Annotated in this window: 14 protein-coding genes; 9 read left to right on the top strand and 5 right to left on the bottom strand. The window is 62.2% G+C overall.

What is annotated here, in order from left to right; translation table 11 throughout:
• Positions 1-115 precede the first annotated feature (115 nt).
• On the top strand, positions 116-2,140 hold the full coding sequence (locus AO692_RS02010) for a beta-N-acetylhexosaminidase (RefSeq protein WP_054308340.1): 2,025 nt from the start codon (positions 116-118) through the stop codon (positions 2,138-2,140).
• A gap of 61 nt (positions 2,141-2,201) precedes the next feature.
• Here the strand turns inward: AO692_RS02010 and AO692_RS02005 are convergent, their stop codons facing one another.
• Positions 2,202-3,128, bottom strand: coding sequence for a cyclase family protein (locus tag AO692_RS02005; RefSeq protein ID WP_244483231.1), 927 nt, complete (start codon positions 3,126-3,128; stop codon positions 2,202-2,204).
• Positions 3,129-3,268: 140 nt separating this feature from the next.
• Positions 3,269-4,474: an ROK family transcriptional regulator gene (locus AO692_RS02000; protein WP_054308338.1), complete on the bottom strand. Its 1,206-nt coding sequence runs from the start codon at positions 4,472-4,474 to the stop codon at positions 3,269-3,271.
• 139 nt (positions 4,475-4,613) lie between these two features.
• Between AO692_RS02000 and AO692_RS01995 the strand changes: the two genes are divergently transcribed.
• The 8 genes from AO692_RS01995 (at position 4,614) to AO692_RS01960 (ending at position 13,351) form a co-directional block, all read left to right on the top strand.
• Positions 4,614-5,861 (top strand): extracellular solute-binding protein, encoded by a 1,248-nt coding sequence (locus tag AO692_RS01995; protein ID WP_054308337.1) that lies wholly within the window; start codon positions 4,614-4,616, stop codon positions 5,859-5,861.
• 32 nt (positions 5,862-5,893) lie between these two features.
• Positions 5,894-6,781 (top strand): sugar ABC transporter permease, encoded by an 888-nt coding sequence (locus AO692_RS01990; protein ID WP_054308336.1) that lies wholly within the window; start codon positions 5,894-5,896, stop codon positions 6,779-6,781.
• Positions 6,778-7,620: a carbohydrate ABC transporter permease gene (locus tag AO692_RS01985; RefSeq protein ID WP_054308335.1), complete on the top strand. Its 843-nt coding sequence runs from the start codon at positions 6,778-6,780 to the stop codon at positions 7,618-7,620. Before AO692_RS01990 ends, AO692_RS01985 begins: the two co-directional genes overlap by 4 nt.
• A 2-nt stretch (positions 7,621-7,622) precedes the next feature.
• Positions 7,623-8,651: a hypothetical protein gene (locus tag AO692_RS01980; protein ID WP_054308334.1), complete on the top strand. Its 1,029-nt coding sequence runs from the start codon at positions 7,623-7,625 to the stop codon at positions 8,649-8,651.
• Positions 8,641-9,588 (top strand): carbohydrate kinase family protein, encoded by a 948-nt coding sequence (locus tag AO692_RS01975; RefSeq protein WP_054308333.1) that lies wholly within the window; start codon positions 8,641-8,643, stop codon positions 9,586-9,588. The genes AO692_RS01980 and AO692_RS01975 overlap by 11 nt, the downstream gene beginning before the upstream one ends.
• Before the next feature lie 99 nt (positions 9,589-9,687).
• Entirely contained in the window at positions 9,688-10,443 is a 756-nt protein-coding gene (locus AO692_RS01970) for a FadR/GntR family transcriptional regulator (RefSeq protein ID WP_054308332.1), read from the top strand.
• The gene (locus tag AO692_RS01965; protein ID WP_244483225.1) at positions 10,440-12,008 is read left to right on the top strand and encodes an alkaline phosphatase family protein; all 1,569 of its coding nucleotides are present in this window, start codon (positions 10,440-10,442) and stop codon (positions 12,006-12,008) included. Before AO692_RS01970 ends, AO692_RS01965 begins: the two co-directional genes overlap by 4 nt.
• Positions 12,009-12,109: 101 nt before the next feature.
• The gene (locus AO692_RS01960) at positions 12,110-13,351 is read left to right on the top strand and encodes an MFS transporter (RefSeq protein WP_054308331.1); all 1,242 of its coding nucleotides are present in this window, start codon (positions 12,110-12,112) and stop codon (positions 13,349-13,351) included.
• A 26-nt stretch (positions 13,352-13,377) separates the two neighbouring features.
• Here the strand turns inward: AO692_RS01960 and AO692_RS01955 are convergent, their stop codons facing one another.
• The 3 genes from AO692_RS01955 to AO692_RS01945 form a co-directional block, all read right to left on the bottom strand.
• A complete protein-coding gene (locus tag AO692_RS01955) occupies positions 13,378-13,830 on the bottom strand; it encodes an Rrf2 family transcriptional regulator (RefSeq protein ID WP_054308330.1) in 453 nt (150 codons plus the stop codon).
• A 253-nt stretch (positions 13,831-14,083) separates the two neighbouring features.
• Positions 14,084-15,070 (bottom strand): sulfate ABC transporter substrate-binding protein, encoded by a 987-nt coding sequence (locus AO692_RS01950; RefSeq protein WP_054308329.1) that lies wholly within the window; start codon positions 15,068-15,070, stop codon positions 14,084-14,086.
• Between the two features lie 170 nt (positions 15,071-15,240).
• Positions 15,241-16,293, bottom strand: a complete 1,053-nt coding sequence (locus AO692_RS01945) for a sulfate/molybdate ABC transporter ATP-binding protein (RefSeq protein ID WP_054308328.1) — start codon at positions 16,291-16,293, stop codon at positions 15,241-15,243.
• Positions 16,294-16,297: the final 4 nt, after the last annotated feature.

The following is a 16,297-nucleotide window of genomic DNA, read 5'->3' as shown; positions in this document are numbered from 1 at the left end:
GCGGGCAGGGCATGGCGCCGGAAGCTTCCCCTTTCCCGCAAGGAAAGGTCCGGCCAGGGGACGGAAGCGCGAAGAAGAACCTCCAACGCAACGTTTGCCAGACTGAAAGTTCGACATGACCATCCAGCCGAAATCAGCCCTCCGCCTGCAAACCCACTGGACCCCCGCCATTGACGACGAAAGCCTTGCCTATTCGCTGACGCTGACAAATCTTTCGGCGAAACCTGTCACCGGCTTCAAGCTTTGCGTAAACGGTCCCGGCCGCATCGATCCTGAAGCTGTCGTCGAAGGCGGCAGCCTGACCGCGCGGCTCTCCAACCATTCCGAATTGTCGCCGCCCGAAGGCTTCGTGCTGGAGCCCGGAGCTTCATGGACGGTGACCGCGCGCGGGCTTTCCTATCCGCTTCGCCATTGGACAGATGGCGCCAACACCGCCTATGTCGCCTTTGCCGACGGCACCACCGTGCCAGTGTCAGTCGCCCCGACCCAGGCCAAGGGTGACAATGCGCCGCTGAAGCGGGGTGCCGAGATCTATCCCGTGCCGCATGTGGCGCCGGTGCCTGTCGCCATCGTGCCCTGGCCGAACAGTGTTTCCGTCTCGGGCCGCATTGCGGTGCCACAAGGCCTCGCGATCGAGGCCAAGGGCAACGAGGCCAAGGCTGCCGCAGCCGCCTTCGCTGAGCTGGTCGAAGGCTTGTTTCCGGTGGAAGGCATCGTGCGACCGGAAGGCGAGGGGGGCTTGCCGGTTTCCCTTGTCCTCGCCGACGATTTCGCCTCGGAAGCCTATGCCATCCGGTTCGCTGGCGACCGCGTGATGATCTCCGCCGCGACGCGGACCGGCCTGCTCTACGGCCTGATCACCTTGGGACAGATCCTGCGCGGCGCGCGCCATCATCCCGAGACTTTCCTTTTTCCACTGGAGGGCGAGATCAGGGACGAACCGTCGCTTGGCTGGCGTGGCACGCATCTCGACGTGGCGCGGCAATTCTACGGTACGGCGGAGGTCAGCCGCTTCCTCAAGATCATGGCCTGGAACAAGCTCAACCGCTTCCACTGGCACCTTTCCGACGACGAAGCCTGGCGCCTCGAGATCGACGCGTATCCGGAACTGACCCGCATCGGCGCCTGGCGCGGCCATGGCCTGCCGTTGCCGCCACTGCTGGGTTCTGGGCCGGAGCGAACCGGCGGCTATTACAGCAAGGCTTCAGTGCGCGAAATCGTTGCGCTGGCCGGCCGTCTCGGCATCGAGGTGATCCCGGAGATCGACGTTCCCGGTCACTGCTACGCGATGCTACAGGCGATCCCGGAACTGCGCGATCCGGCCGAGCACGGCATGTACTATTCGGTACAGGGTTTCCCCAACAATTGCCTCAACCCGGCGCGGGAGGAAACCTACACCGTACTCGAAACCATCCTCGACGAGGTGATCGCGCTGTTTCCGTACAAGCGCATCCATGTCGGCGCCGACGAAGTGCCGATCGGCGCTTGGTCGGGTTCGCCCGAAGCGCTGAAGAGGCTTGCTGAGATGACCGGCGCGGAGGTTGCTGCCGCGCATGCCAAGCGCGTCAACGTCATCACCAATCGGCACAATGCAGATGAGATCGACGGCTCGGGTGCCGCCGTGCTGCAGGCTGAGTTTCTGCGACGCGTGCAGGTTTTCCTTGCCTCGCGTGGCTGCATCACCGGTGGCTGGGAAGAGGCAGCGCACGGCGACGTCATCGACAAGGACAAGTGTTTCCTCAACGGCTGGCGTTCCGTGGAAATATCGGCGGCGCTCGCCGGGCGCGGTTACGACATCGTCGTCTGTCCCGGCCAGGTCTACTATCTCGACATGGCCAACAGCCCGGCCTGGTCCGAGCCGGGCGCGGCATGGGCCGGCTGGTCGGAGCCGGAGACGCTTTACGAATTCGATCCAGTCAAGGGCTGGACGAACGAACAGAAGAAGCACTTCCTCGGCGTGCAATGCTGCATCTGGTCGGAACCGATGACCGATCGCGGCGTGTTCGACCGGCTGGTGTTCCCGCGCATCTCCGCGCTGGCCGAGACCGGCTGGACGAAGCCTGAACGCAAGTCATGGGAGCGTTTCAAGGCGCTCGCCGGTTTGATGCCGATCCTCTACGGCATCACCGCAGCCGCGTGAATGATCCAAGCTTCCATCTTCCTCGTCGGGAAGATGGAAGCTTGCCTGCACGGCGCGGTCGTTAGGGTGCCGGGCGGAACACGCCATCCTTGTCGCGTTTCAGCGGGGCGTTCTGTTCCGGCAGCGGGGCGCCGGGCGCATCATTGACTGAAACACCTTCCGGCCAATCGGCCGGCGCAATCGCGATGTAGCGCGCATAGCCGCCCGAACCGCCCTGGGGTTTGGCGAAGCCAATCGTCACCAGCGCACCTGCCTCCGGTACCTTGTCGAGATTGGCCACGCCTTCGGCCTGCACGAAATTGTTGTGCATCAGCCAATATTCGCCCTCGAGGTTCGGTGTGGTGTCGGTGTCAAGCGGTTCGTGGCCGTGAAACAAGATCTTGCGTTCCAGGTGCAGGAACTTCAGCGCGTCGAGGCTTACTCCGGGAAACGGCGCCTTGGCGAAGCGTTCCGGCTCGCCCCATTTCTTGTACCAGTCGGAGCGCACGAACACGACCGAACCCTCCGGGATGCGGCCATGTTTCTTTTCCCATTCCTCGATGTCGGCGACCTTGAGGTGATAACCTTCGTCGGTCTTCACCTTGTCGCTGATGTCGATCACCACAAGCGGCCTTACTGCGAATGTCGGCGGCAGGTCGCTGATGGTGGCGCCTTTCGGATTCCAGTGTGAGGGTGGGTCCAGCTGAGTGCCGTACTGGTCGGTGGTCAGGTCATAAGCGCTGGCGACGAAGCCGTGCTTCTCATAAGTGAATTCCTCCCCCTTCTTCACGTAGCCTTCGATGTCGGCGCCGGCCACGGCCGGCTTGAATTTGGCCGGGCCGAAACCGGGCCAAACCGGTTGCACCGGCGCCAAGGCATGGGTGAGATCGATGTATTTGGCTGTCTTCAGAGACTGTTCGTAAAACTTCCAGAATGCAGGTTCCTCTGCCGATGCGGCGCCGCTTGCTGCGAGCACGATACCGAACGCGGCGAGCCGCACAAAGCTCATTGCCTTCATGATCCTCTCCTGTCGACTTGAACGACGAGGCAACGATCATGCAATCCTGCCAGGACGGCAAGCACCGCAATTGCGCCTTCGCCGCCCGTTGCGCAAAATTGCTGGCGTTGTCACAGTCGTGTGCAGTTGGCTCAGTCGAGCGGTTTTTGCAGCACGTCGAACTGTGGGTTGGTCTCGGAGAAGATGGGCAACGCAGCGGCACCGAGGACAGAGGTGTCCTTGCCTGCCGCACCGATCACGACGCGAGGCACGGTGCGCGCACGCGTCGACGAGACCGACAGATGCAATGGTTCCAGCCGGCTGGCCAGCAGCTCTATGACGGCGAGCGGCATGAAGCCGCCCAGCACCACCGTTTCCGGATCGAAAGCGAGTTCCAGAACGTCGATGGCTTGCCTCAGCGGCGCTGCCGCCTGGTCGGCCCAGGCCAGCAGGCGCTCGTCGCCGGCAGCCAGCAATTCGTCCAGCCTGTCCGATGAAGCGTGGTCGGGATCCGGCATTTCGAGGCAATCATAGGCCGCGCGCAACGAGACGTAGCGTTCCAGGCAACCATGCTTGCCACAGAAGCAGGCGAGCCCGTCGGGCTTGACGATCATGTGGCCGATCTCGCCGGCATTGTGACGGCTGCCCTTGTAGAGGTGTCCGTCGAGGAACAGGCCGGCGCCCAGGCCCGTGCCGATGAAGAGATAGACGAAGGTCGTGAGGTTCTTGGCGACGCCGTAGAGCCGTTCGCCGATGGCAGCGGCAGTGGCGTCGTTTTCGAAGGTTACCGGCAGGCCGGTCAAGCGCTCCAGTTCTCCCGCTACCGGAAAATCCTGCCAGCCGGGTAGGGCGGTCGGGCCGACTGAGGTCATGCCTTCGACATCGAAGGGGCCAGGCATCGCCATGCCGACGCCGAGCAGTCGGCTTCGATCAAAGGGGAAGGAACGTGCGAGCTCGTCGGTCATGGCGGCCAGCAGCGGCATCGCCTCTGCCGGCGTCGGCCTGTCAACCTTGCGTTCGATGCGTGAGCGCAGCGTGCCGGACAGGTCGGTGACGACGCCGACAGCGGTCTGATGGTCGAGCTGCAGGCCGATCGAATAGCCCCCGTTGGGATCGATCGAATAAGGGACGGCAGGCTGTCCGCGCGCACCTTTTTGCGTCGCCTCCGCACGCAACAGCCCAGTGCGTTCCAACTCATCGACGATGTTGGAAATGGTTTGTGAACTCAAGGCTGTAAGCCGCGCGATCTGGGCGCGCGAGAGCGCGCCATTCGTCCTGACCGCCTCGATGACAACGCGGCGATTGTGCGACTTGGCCTGTTCGAGATTGGTGCCGGCGACGGGTCTCTTGAGGGGCATGTAAACTCTCTACGCGAGTTCCGTTGATTATGAAGGAAAATATAAGCCAATCAACTTGATTTAATTAATTTCACATGGTCTAGTCTGCGTGGCTGTCGGAGCCGCATGGGCTGGATGGCCAACCAATCGGGAGGAATCAATGAACAGCTTCTTCAAGAGCGCGGCCTGCGGGCTTGCGCTGCTGGTCCACCAGTCGCTTCCGGCGTTCGCCGAGGACGTGACGCTGAACGCCATTTTCATGAAGCAGGCCGCCTATAGCGAGGACGACACCAAGGCGATGGCCAAGGCGTTCGAGGATGCCAATCCGGGCCTCAAGGTCAATCTGGAATTCGTGCCCTACGAGGCACTGCACGACAAGATCGTGGCGGCTCAGGGCGCCGGCTCTTCCGGATATGATGTCGTGTTGTTCGATGTGATCTGGCCGCCGGAATTCGCCACCAAGGGCTTTCTGCAGGATGTCACCGCTCGCGTTCCGAAGGCCGACAGGGACAAGGTCTTCGACGGTGCATGGACCACTGTGGACTATGACGGAAAGATCTGGGGCATGCCTTGGATCCTCGACACCAAATACCTGTTCTACAACGAAGACATGCTGAAGCAGGCAGGTATTTCCGCACCGCCCAAGACCTTCGAGGAACTGGCCGAGCAGGCCAAGATCATCAAGGACAAGGGCATCGCCAAATATCCGATCGTGTGGAGCTGGAGCCAGGCTGAGGCGCTGATCTGCGACTACACGTCGATGGTCGGCGGCGCCAAGGGTTCCTTTATGCAGGACGGCAAACTGTCATTCGATACGGGTGGTTCGGTCGAAGCCGTCAATTACATGAAGAAGACGCTGGACGATGGCGTCACCAACCCGAACTCGCGCGAATATCTGGAAGAGGACGTGCGCAAGGTGTTCTCGGCCGGCGAAGCCGCCTTCGCGATGAACTGGACCTATATGTTCAACATGGCCAACGACCCGAAGGAGAGCAAGGTCGCCGGCAAGGTCGGCATCGTTCCGGCCCCTGGCTTCAAAGGCAAGGCCGAAGCCTCCGCGATCAACGGATCGATGGGACTGGGCATCTCGGCCGGCTCCAAGCATCCCGAGGAAGCATGGAAGTTCATCACCTTCATGACTTCCCAGGAAACGCAGAACAAATACGCCAAGCTCAGCCTGCCGATCTGGAAATCCTCCTATGAGGATCCTGCGGTGACGAAGGGGCAGGAAAAGCTGATTGACGCCGCCAAGGTTTCGCTCGGCGTGATGTTCGCGCGTCCGATGACGCCATCCTATCCGGAACTGTCGTCGATCCTGCAGAAGGACATCCAGCAGGTGCTGCTCGGTCAGGCTTCGACGGACGACGCCATGAAGGCGGCGACCAAGGCCGCCGGTCGGCTGCGTTAAGCCAGCGGCGTTCGAGGGAGAGCAAAGCCGTCATGGCCCCAGCCCAACAGGACCGTACGGCTTGGCTGCTGCTGACGCCCATGATCGCCATCATGGTGCTGGTCACGGCCTTTCCTCTCCTCAACACATTGTGGCTGGCGTTCACCGACGCCAGCCTCACCGGCCAGGGCTATGTCTGGCAATGGGTCGGGTTGGAGAATTTCGCCTACATCCTCGATGACAGCGACTTTCGCGCCGCCGTTGGCCACACCGCCTATTTCACCGTGCTGTCGGTTTCGATTGAAGTGGTGCTCGGCGTGCTGGTGGCGCTGCTGCTCAACCAGGAATTCAAGGGCCGAACGCTTGTACGGGCGCTGCTCATCCTGCCCTGGGCGCTGCCCACAATCGTCAACGCAGTGATGTGGCGCCTCATCTACAATCCCGAATATGGCAGCCTTAACGCTCTGCTCACGCAGATTGGCCTGCTCGACGCGTATCGCTCCTGGCTGGGCGATCCTGCAACCGCGATGAACATGGTCATCCTAGCAGACATCTGGAAGAACTATCCGCTGATCGCACTGATCGCACTGGCCGGCCTGCAGACGGTGCCGAAAGATCTCTATGAGGCCGCGATCATGGACGGGGCGAATGCCTGGACGCGGTTCTGGAAGATCACACTGCCGGGCATCATGGGCTCGCTCAGCGTCGCGATGGTGCTGCGCGCCATCGAAGCCTTCAAGGTCTTCGACATCTTCTATGTCATGACGCGTGGCGGGCCGGCGGACTCCACCAAGACGGTGTCCTTCTTCGTCTACCAGGAATCCTTCACCTACCTACGCGCCGGCAGCGGTGCTGCCTATGCGCTGACCGTAACCGCGATGAGCGCGCTGATGATCGCGATCTATGTCGTCATGCTGGTGCGGCGGGAGAAACGCTCGTGAGACGCAGCCTGACCGCCACCATCCTGGTCTATGTCGCTGTGGCCGTGTTCGTGGCTTCCATCCTGGCGCCGGTCGCCTGGCTGTTCATCATGAGCATTTCGGACGCCAACGACCTCACCACCATTCCGCTGCGCTGGATACCCGAGCAGCCGGATTTTTCGCGTTATGCGCGGCTGTTCTCGCTGGAGGAAGGATCGGCCGGACTGGCCTTCCTGTCGGCGCTGCGCAATTCGGTGGTCGTGGCGCTCAGTGCAACCGCGATCGCACTCGCCGCCGGCATTCCCGCAGCTTACTCGTTCTCGCGCTTTCCCGGCCGAATGCCTCTGCTCTATGCGGTGATCGTCACCTACATGATGCCGCCCGTGGCGCTGATCCTGCCGCTCTACAAGGTGTTTTCCGCGCTTGGGCTGCTCAACAACGTGACCTCGCTGATCATCGTCTACTGCACCATTCTTCTGCCCTTCGTGACGTGGCTGATGAAATCCGGTTTCGACAGCGTGCCGGTGGAGATCGAACAGGCCGCTTCAATCGACGGCGCGAACCTGTTCCAGATCCTGAGCCGCATAACACTGCCGGTGGCGGCAGCCTCGACAGGTGCCGCCGCGCTGTTTGCGCTGCTGCTGGCGTGGGACGAGTTCTTCTACGCGCTGCTCTACACCAGCGATACGCGCGCCAAGACCTTGCCGGTGGCGATCGCCGACTTCGCAGCCGGCCGCGCTACCGACTACGGACTGATCTCGGCGGTCGGGTTGCTGGCGGCGCTGCCGCCGGTGCTGATCGGCTTTTTCCTGCAAAAGTCGCTGCTTTCAGGCCTATCCGCTGGCAGTGTGAAGGGCTGACCATGATGACGGGGCAAACAAGCGGCAACGGGCTCGCATTGCTGGAAGCCGAGATGGCACGGCAGGGCGCCGACGCGATCGCCTCGCTGACATCGAATGAAGCGATTGCGGTTGAACTGGCCGCCAGCATCGCGCGTACGGGCCGATTGGTCCTGGCCGGCATGGGGGCGTCGCATTACGCCAACCGTATGGCCGAGACGGCCTGGCGGCGCCTAAAGGTCGACTGCCGGGCTGAAACGGCCGGCGACGTGTTGCTTCAGGGCCTGCCGGTACGGCCGCATACACTCGTGCTGGTTTCGCAATCCGGTGAATCCGGGGAGATCCTGCAGTTGCTGGATCTTCTGCCAGATAGCGCCGATCTGTTTGGCATGACGCTGGCCCCGCAGAGCACGCTCGGGCGCAGCTTGCCGTGTCTTATCGGCGCTGGTGGGCAGGAGGTTGCCTTCGCGGCAACACGTAGCCTCACCGTTACGCTTGCCCTGCATGCGGCAGTCCTGGCGGCAGCTGGTGGCGAAGCCAGCAATTTTGCGGATGTCCTTGCCGTCTCGCCTCAACCCCCATTGGATGAAGCCCTCGAGGCGTTGGCACTGAAAAATTCGGTCATCATTGCCGGGCGCGGCGAATTGCGGGGCCTTGCGGAAGCCAATGGGCTGATGCTGATGGAGCTCGCCCGCATTCCGGCGTTCGGCTTCGAATTCGGCCAGTTCCGCCACGGTCCGCTGGAGGCGCTGGCGCCTGATCTTGGCGTGCTCCTGCTGCGCGGCCCCGGGGCACTTGGGGCAGGCACGGCGACGCTCGCCAACGCCGCGCTTGGCGCCGGGACAACACCGGTGATTTTCGACTGCAGCGGTGAAGCGCCGATCGAAGGCGCGGTGACCGTCGCATTTTCCCGCAACGAGCGGCTCTCCGCAGTCGCCGCGATGCTGCCTTCCCTGCAAAAGCTCATCATTGCCGTTTCCAGTCGCAAGGTTGCGCGTGTCGGCGAACCGGTGCGCTCGACGAAAATAACCGGAATTGACCATGAAGCATGAACGCTCGCACCGGCCCGATGGGCCATCCATCCATGTCATTGGCGGCGTCATGGTCGATCTGATCATGGGGCCGGTAACACCTTGGCCGCGTCCCGGAACGGAGACCTTCGTCGACCATTCAGAGTTGCGTGCCGGTGGGCCGGCTGGCAACACCGGGCTGGCGCTCAAGGCGCTGGGCGTGCCGCATCACATCGTCTGCAATGTCGGCAGCGACATGTTCGGCGCCTGGTTGGTCGAGACCTTCGGCGAGGCTGCTCGCAACTGGCCAAAGGTGGTGGAACCGACGGCTCTGTCGGTCGGTATCGAGCATCCGGGTGGGGAGCGTTCATTTCTCACCACGGCCGGAAATCTTGCCGTGCAGACCCCTGAGAGCATGCTGGCAATGCTGCCGCAGAAGGCAACTGCCGGCGACATTGCGCTGTTGACCGGCTCCTTCCTCTATCTCGATCTGATCGACGCCTTCGAGGCGATGCTGGCAGCTGTCTCGGCGCGGGGGTTTGCCGTGGCATTGGATACAGGCTGGCCCTCGCATGGCTGGACGGACGAAATCCGGGCGCACACCACGGCCTGTCTCGCGCATTGCGACCACGTGCTGCTGAATGAGATCGAAAGCCTTTCCTTGTCGGGCGAGAAGACCGTGGAGGCTGCTGCCGGCTGGCTTGCGAAACATGCCAAACCCGATGCTATCGTAGTCATCAAACGCGGTGGTGAAGGCGCTTCCGCCTGGCACGGCGGCAAAGTCGCGCATGTTCCGGCGCCTGCGGTCGCGGTGATCGACACCACTGGTGCAGGGGATACCTTCAACGCGGGTTATCTCGGCGCCTTGCTGGACGGCGCTTCGCTGAGCGATGCGCTGCGTGCCGGCGTGGCGGTGGCTTCCGCGGCAATCGCTTCCTCGCCGCGGCGCTACGTTTCGCTCGACGTGGCGCTGAGCTGAATTCTTCCCGCCGCTGATGCCTTGACATGCCGGCCAAGCCCAGACTTCTTGGGCGGGTGATGCGGGCCGCTTGTTGGCCTGGTGCCAACAAGGAAAAGCATGCGCGCGGCCAAGGGGAAGGCGAAGAGCGACAAGGATGCCGAAAAGGCGAAGGCCGCTGGGCGCCGAGCTGGCTCCAGCGTGCACGCGCATGTCGCCAACGAGATCGGTCTCGCCATCGTGCGCGGCGACTACCCGCCCGGAACCATCCTGCCGAATGAGACGAAGTGGGCGGAAACCTTCAACGTCAGCCGTTCGGCGGTGCGCGAAGCGATCAAGATGCTGATGGCCAAGAGCCTGCTCGCTTCCCGGCCGAAGGTCGGTAGCCGGGTCGAGCCACGCGAGCGCTGGAACCTTCTCGACAGGGATGTGCTGGGCTGGTACGCGACATCGCCTGATCGTGGCGCCTTTCTGCGCACGGTGCAGGAATTCCGTCACCTGATCGAGCCGGAAGCTACGGCCTTCGCCGCCGTGCGGCGCACCGAAACGCAGATGGAGGAGATTTCGCGGGCTTGCCGCGACATGAAGAACGCCGTGACGCTGGAAGAGCGCACGCGCGCCGACACGCGTTTTCACCTCGCCATCCTGCATGCCGCCGGCAATGATCTGCTGGTGCCGCTCGGCGTCTTGATCGAACAGGCTTTCGACCACTTGTTCGTGCATGTGACGCGCGAAGGCGACGATCTCGATGCAGCCCAGAAGCTGCACGAATTGATCGAGAAGAACATCCGTCTGCAGCGCCCGGATGCAGCGCGTGCCGCGGTCCGAAAACTGCTCGCCAACACCGACAAGGTGGTGGGGCGCGAACCTGAATGAGTCAGATCGAAATGACGACGACACAGCGCCCGAACGTGCTTCTGATCTGCGCCGACCAGTGGCGTGGCGATTGCCTGTCAGCGCTTGGCCATCCCAATGCGCACACGCCGAACCTGGATGCGCTCGCCGCGGATGGGGTGCTGTTTCGGAAGCATTTCGGCCAGTGCACACCGTGCGGTCCTTCGCGCGCCAGCCTGCTGACGGGCCTCTATCTGATGAACCATCGCTCTGGCCGCAACGGCACGCCGCTCGATGCACGCCACACCAACATCGCTCTGGAAGCGCGCAAGGCTGGCTACCGGCCAGCCCTGTTCGGCTATACCGATACCAGCGCTGATCCACGCGATCTCGACGCCAACGATCCGTCGCTCAAAACCTATGAAAGTGTGATGCCGGGGTTCGAGGCGGCGCTGCATCTGCCCGACGAAATGGAAGAATGGATCGCCGATCTTCTCGCCAAAGGCTACGATCTGCCGGGCGGTCGAGCCGACGTCTTCCGGCCGAAAGCCGGCTTCGACAAGCCGGACGACCGGGGTTTCCGCTATATTCCGACGATCTATCCGGCCGAGCATAGCGAAGCTGCATTCCTCACCGACGCCTTCCTGAAATGGCTTTCAGTGCGGCGTGACAGCCCGTGGTTCGCGCATTTCGTTTTCCTGCGGCCGCACCCGCCGCTGATCGCGCCCGAGCCATACAACGCCGTGGTTGATCCCGCAGACGTGACCTTGCCGGCGCGGGCGGCGAGCCTAGCCGAGGAAAAGCGGCAGCATCCGATGCTTGCCTATGAACTGGACCGGGTGAGCGTTCCCGGCGGCTATGACGAGCACAGCCCGTTCGATCCGGTTTCTGCCAATGAGCTGGAAATCCGGCAGATGCGCGCAACCTATTACGGGTTGATCGCCGAAGTCGATCACCATCTCGGCCGCATCATCGAGCATCTGAAACGAACCGGCGAGTATGACCGCACGCTGATCATCGTGACCAGCGACCATGCCGAAATGCTGGGCGAGCACTACGCCTGGGGCAAGGAGGTTTATTTCGACGGGGCCTTCCATCTGCCGCTGGTGATCCGCGATCCCCGCGGCGATGCCGATGTTGCGCGCGGCTCGGTGGTGGATACATTCACGGAAGCTGTCGACATCATGCCGACCGTTCTCGACTGGCTCGGGCTCGAAAAGCCGCGTGCCTGCGATGGCCACTCGCTGTTGCCGCTGCTGCATGGCGAGAAGCCGGCCGATTGGCGAGAAGCGGTCTTCTTCGAACACGACTTCCGTACCGTGGCGACGCAGAAGGCAGAAACCACGCTTGGCATCACATCCGATCAGTGCAGCTACGCCGTCATACGCGACAACCGCTACAAATACGTGCATTTCGCTGCCCTGCCGCCGCTGCTGTTCGATCTCGACGAGGATCCGTGCGAGACGACCAATCTGGCTGACCGGCCGGAAATGGCATCGACGGTGCTACACTATGCGCAGAAGATGCTCGATTGGCGGTTGACCCATGCCGAGCGCACGCTGACCAACATGATGATCACGCCAAGTGGGGTGGTGTCGCTGCCTTGAGCCGTATTCTTGGTATTAGTTTTTGGTCCAGGTGGTGCTGCCGGCCCTGCGTACGGTGAAGGATAAGAGTGGGCTTGCCGAAACGGAGCCCGCGTCCCAGCATGAACCAGCATCCAATCCGGCCGGCGGACACAGTGTCCGTCATCGATGGCCGTGAGGCCTGGCTGAGGCTTGCGGTTTCGATCGTCTTGGGCACGATCGGTGCCGTCGGCATGTGGGCGGTCGTCGTCGTTCTGCCCGCGGTGCAGGCCGAATTCGGTGTCGACCGCGCCGATGCATCCCTGCCTTATACGGCGACAATGATCGGGTTCGCCGCCGGCAATGTGCTGGTCGGGCGCGCGGTCGATCGCATGGGCTATTGGATGCCTGCGCTGCTGTCTTCTGTGACGCTTGCGGCCGGCATGATTCTGGCATCCTTTGCCGGCTCGATCCTGCAGTTCACGCTGGCGCAAGGGATTCTCGTCGGCTTCGGCACGGCTGCGATCTTCGGACCGCTGGTCGCCGACATCTCGCATTGGTTCGACCGGCGGCGTGGGGTTGCCGTCGCTGCAGCCGCTTGCGGCAACTACCTGGCCGGTGCGTTGTGGCCGGTGGTGATGCCGCCGCTGATCGCGGCCGAGGGATGGCGTTTCACCTATCTGGTCATCGGCATTTTCTGCCTCGTCACCATGATCCCGCTGGTGCTGATGATGCGGCAGCCCGCGCCGCGTGAAGCGTTCTCCGGTTCGCATTCTTCGACCGCTCGCCGTGTGCAGCCGATCGCGCTATCCCCGGCGGCTTTACAGGGATTGCTGATTGTTGCCGGTTTCGGCTGCTGCATGGCGATGGCCATGCCGCAGGTGCACATCGTCGCCTATTGCATGGACCTCGGTTATGGCGTGGCGCGTGGTGCCGAAATGCTGTCGGTCATGCTTGCCGCCGGCGTGGTCAGCCGATTGGCATCCGGCTTCGTTGCCGACCGTATCGGCGGCATCAAGACGCTGTTGATCGGCTCGGCGCTGCAATGCCTGGCACTGTTCTTCTACATTCCCTTCGACGGGCTGGCTTCGCTCTACATCGTGTCGCTGGTCTTCGGCCTGTCGCAAGGCGGCATCGTGCCCTGCTACGCGATCATCGTGCGCGAATACATGCCGGCGGCCGAAGCCGGACAGCGCGTCGGCCTGGTGATCATGGCCACCATCATCGGCATGGCTGTGGGCGGCTGGATGTCAGGCTGGATCTACGATCTCACCAGTTCTTATGCCGCCGCGTTCCTCAACGGTATTGCGTGGAACGGGGTGAACCTGGCGGTGATGCTGCTGGTTCTGTGGCGGGTAGGGCGGCCGCAGCCGGCGGTTTCATAGCCGCCGAACAACGATCTCCGGGAACCTCAGTTCGATTGCGAGGACAGTTCCAGCGGATAATCGTCATTGTCGGCGTCGCGCATCGCGGCCAGGCTGCGATTGTCCAGCACGTCCGCGATTGCCTGCCGCACTTCCAGCATCATATGGCGGACTTCGCAGGTCTCTTCGTTGCAGTCCTCGCAACGCTGGTACTGTGTGCGGCTGGCGCAGGGGATGGGCGCCAGCGGACCATCGAGCACGCGCACGACATGGCCGATCTTGATCTCGGCGGCGGGGCGAGCGAGGCGATAGCCGCCATCCTTGCCCTTGCGGCTCTGCACGAAGCCGGCATTGCGCAATTCACCGAGGATGGCGTCGAGGAACTTCTTCGGGATGTTGTTGGCGACCGCGATGTCGTTGACGAAGGCCAGTTGCCCGACCGGCATCCGCGACAGATGCACGAGGGCCTTCAGCCCGTACTTGCCTTTTTTGGTGAGCATGCCTGTCACTGCCTGAGCCGCAATCCCATCAGCCGTTTGCCGGCTGTTTGTGCGTAAATCATGGCGAAACGATCAGCCAGGACGCACAAGGAGAGAATAGAGTCCAGTTTGTCGATATACAATGAAAAGAGTGTTGATTTTCCGTCCGTTTTCCAAACGCGACGGGTTTATGCTGCAAAAGTGACACTACTGTCCGATAGAAATGAAAAAGCCGGCTTGCGCCGGCTTATCCATAATTAAATGTCGCCCAAGATCAGCGGTTGCCGTAGATCTCGTCCAGCAACGCGTCTTCGGCGAAATGGTCCTTCTGGACTTTCTCCCAACCGCCGAATGCGTCCTCGACTGTCACGAGCCGCACCTCGGGGAACTTGTCCTTGAATTCGGCGGCGATCTTTTCGTCACGCACGCGCAGGCCGTTCTCCCCCTCGATCTTCTGGCCTTCCGGCGTGTAGAGGAAATCGAGATAGGTCTTGGCGAGTTCGCGGGTGCCATGCTCGTCGGCAACCTTGTCGACGATGGCGACCGGGAATTCGGCCAGCAGGCTCACGGACGGAACGACCTGCTGGTATTTGTCGGTGCCGTATTCGCGGGCGATGCCCTGCGTTTCCGACTCGAAGGTGATCAGCACGTCGCCGATGCCACGTTCAGCAAAGGTGGTGGTGGCAGCACGGCCACCGGTATCGAATACCGGCACGTTGGCGAAGATCTTGGAGACGAATTCTTTGACCTGGGCTTCGTCGCCTTTGAACTTCTCCTTGGCGTAGGCGGTCGCGGCCAGATAGGTGTAGCGCGCATTGCCGGAGGTCTTAGGGTTGGGGAAGATCACCTGGACGCCTTCCCGGGCGAGATCATCCCAGTCCTTGATGTTCTTGGGGTTGCCGGCTCTCACCAGGAAGGAGGGCAGGGAATAGAAGGGCGAGGCGTTGTTGGCGAAATCCTTCTGCCAGTCCGCCGAGACAAAACCTTGCTTGACCAGGAAGTCGACATCCGGAACCTGATTGAAGGTCACGACATCCGCGCCAAGTCCTTCGACGATCGAGCGCGCCAATTTCGAAGTCCCGGCATGCGACTGGTCGATGGTGATGCCAGGATGCTTTTCGATGAAAGCCTTGTTGACCTGTGCGAACAGCTCGCGACCGACGTCATAGGACGCGTTGAGCAGCTTCTCTGCGGCAGAGGCGGGCACTGCTGCGAGGACCAAGCCGGCCAGCGCGACACCAGCGAGCAAAAGGCGTTTCATGAAAGGACTCCGTTGGAAAAATATGCTGCGGAAGTCCGTACATTAGAACCTGATACCACAAAGGCGAGGAATGCCGGTCTGTAGCCTTGGTTGGAAGTAGAAAAACCATCCTGGATATTGGCATTTCCGGAATGGTTTTTCTGCTTTGTCAGTCTGGCGGCCGCGAGATGCTAGTTTCCCGTGCTCTTTACTGGAAACAGCTTCCAGCGGCTCGGCCGGAAAGCGATGCGGCTCTTCTGGGTCGCGATATGGTCGACAGGCAGTTCGATCTCGACGCGCTGGCGTTCGCCGCCAATTTCCAGCTCGACACGGCGGGTGCCGGCGACACGGCGGCTGGCGGCGACCGTGCCGGCAATGCAGCCGCTGCAGCCGTCGAGCAGCTCGATATCGTGCGGACGGAAATAGAGCAGGGCATCGCCGGCAGGATGGTTCGGCGCCGAAAGGCCGATCGGCCGGTCGGCGATCCAGACCTGGCCGTCGGTGATCCTGACCGGCAGCGAGCTCGATTCACCGATGAAGCCGAAGACGAAGGGGGAATTCGGCGTGTCGTAGACCTCGTCGGCGCTACCGATCTGTTCGATCTGGCCCTGGCTCATCACCACGACGCGGTCGGCCAGTTCCAGCGCCTCCTCCTGATCGTGGGTGACGAAGACGGTCGTGTGGCCGGTGGTGTCGTGGATGTCGCGCAGCCAGCGACGCAGTTCGCGCCGCACCTGCGCGTCAAGCGCGCCGAAAGGCTCGTCCAGCAGCAACACTTTCGGCTCGATCGCCATGGCGCGGGCAAGCGCGACACGCTGGCGCTGGCCGCCGGAGAGTTGCGCAGGATAGCGTTTCTCGAGGCCGGAAAGCTGGACCAGATCGAGCAGTTCCGAGGCGCGACGGCGGATTTCCTCGTTCGACGGGCGCGTGGCGCCGTGACGTACCTTGAGGCCGAAGCCGATATTGTCGGCCACCGTCATATGCCGGAACAGCGCGTAGTGCTGAAAGACGAAACCGACATTGCGCTCCTGGATGGTCTTGCTCGATGCATCCTCGTCACCGAAGAAGATCTTGCCGGTGGTCGGCCTTTCCAATCCTGCGATCAATCGGAGCAAGGTGGTCTTGCCGGAGCCGGATGGTCCAAGTAGCGCGATCAGCTCGCCAGAGCGGATGTCGAGAGAGACATCCCGAAGCGCCGGAAACCGGTCGAATTCCTTGCGTACATTGGCAACGCGAACTTCCATTCAA

The sequence above is a fragment of the Mesorhizobium sp. 1M-11 genome, assembly GCF_001303895.1.
Classification (GTDB): domain Bacteria; phylum Pseudomonadota; class Alphaproteobacteria; order Rhizobiales; family Rhizobiaceae; genus Mesorhizobium.
The sequence above is the reverse complement of the archived record's forward strand: the minus strand, read 5'-3'. Positions and strand labels throughout refer to the sequence as shown.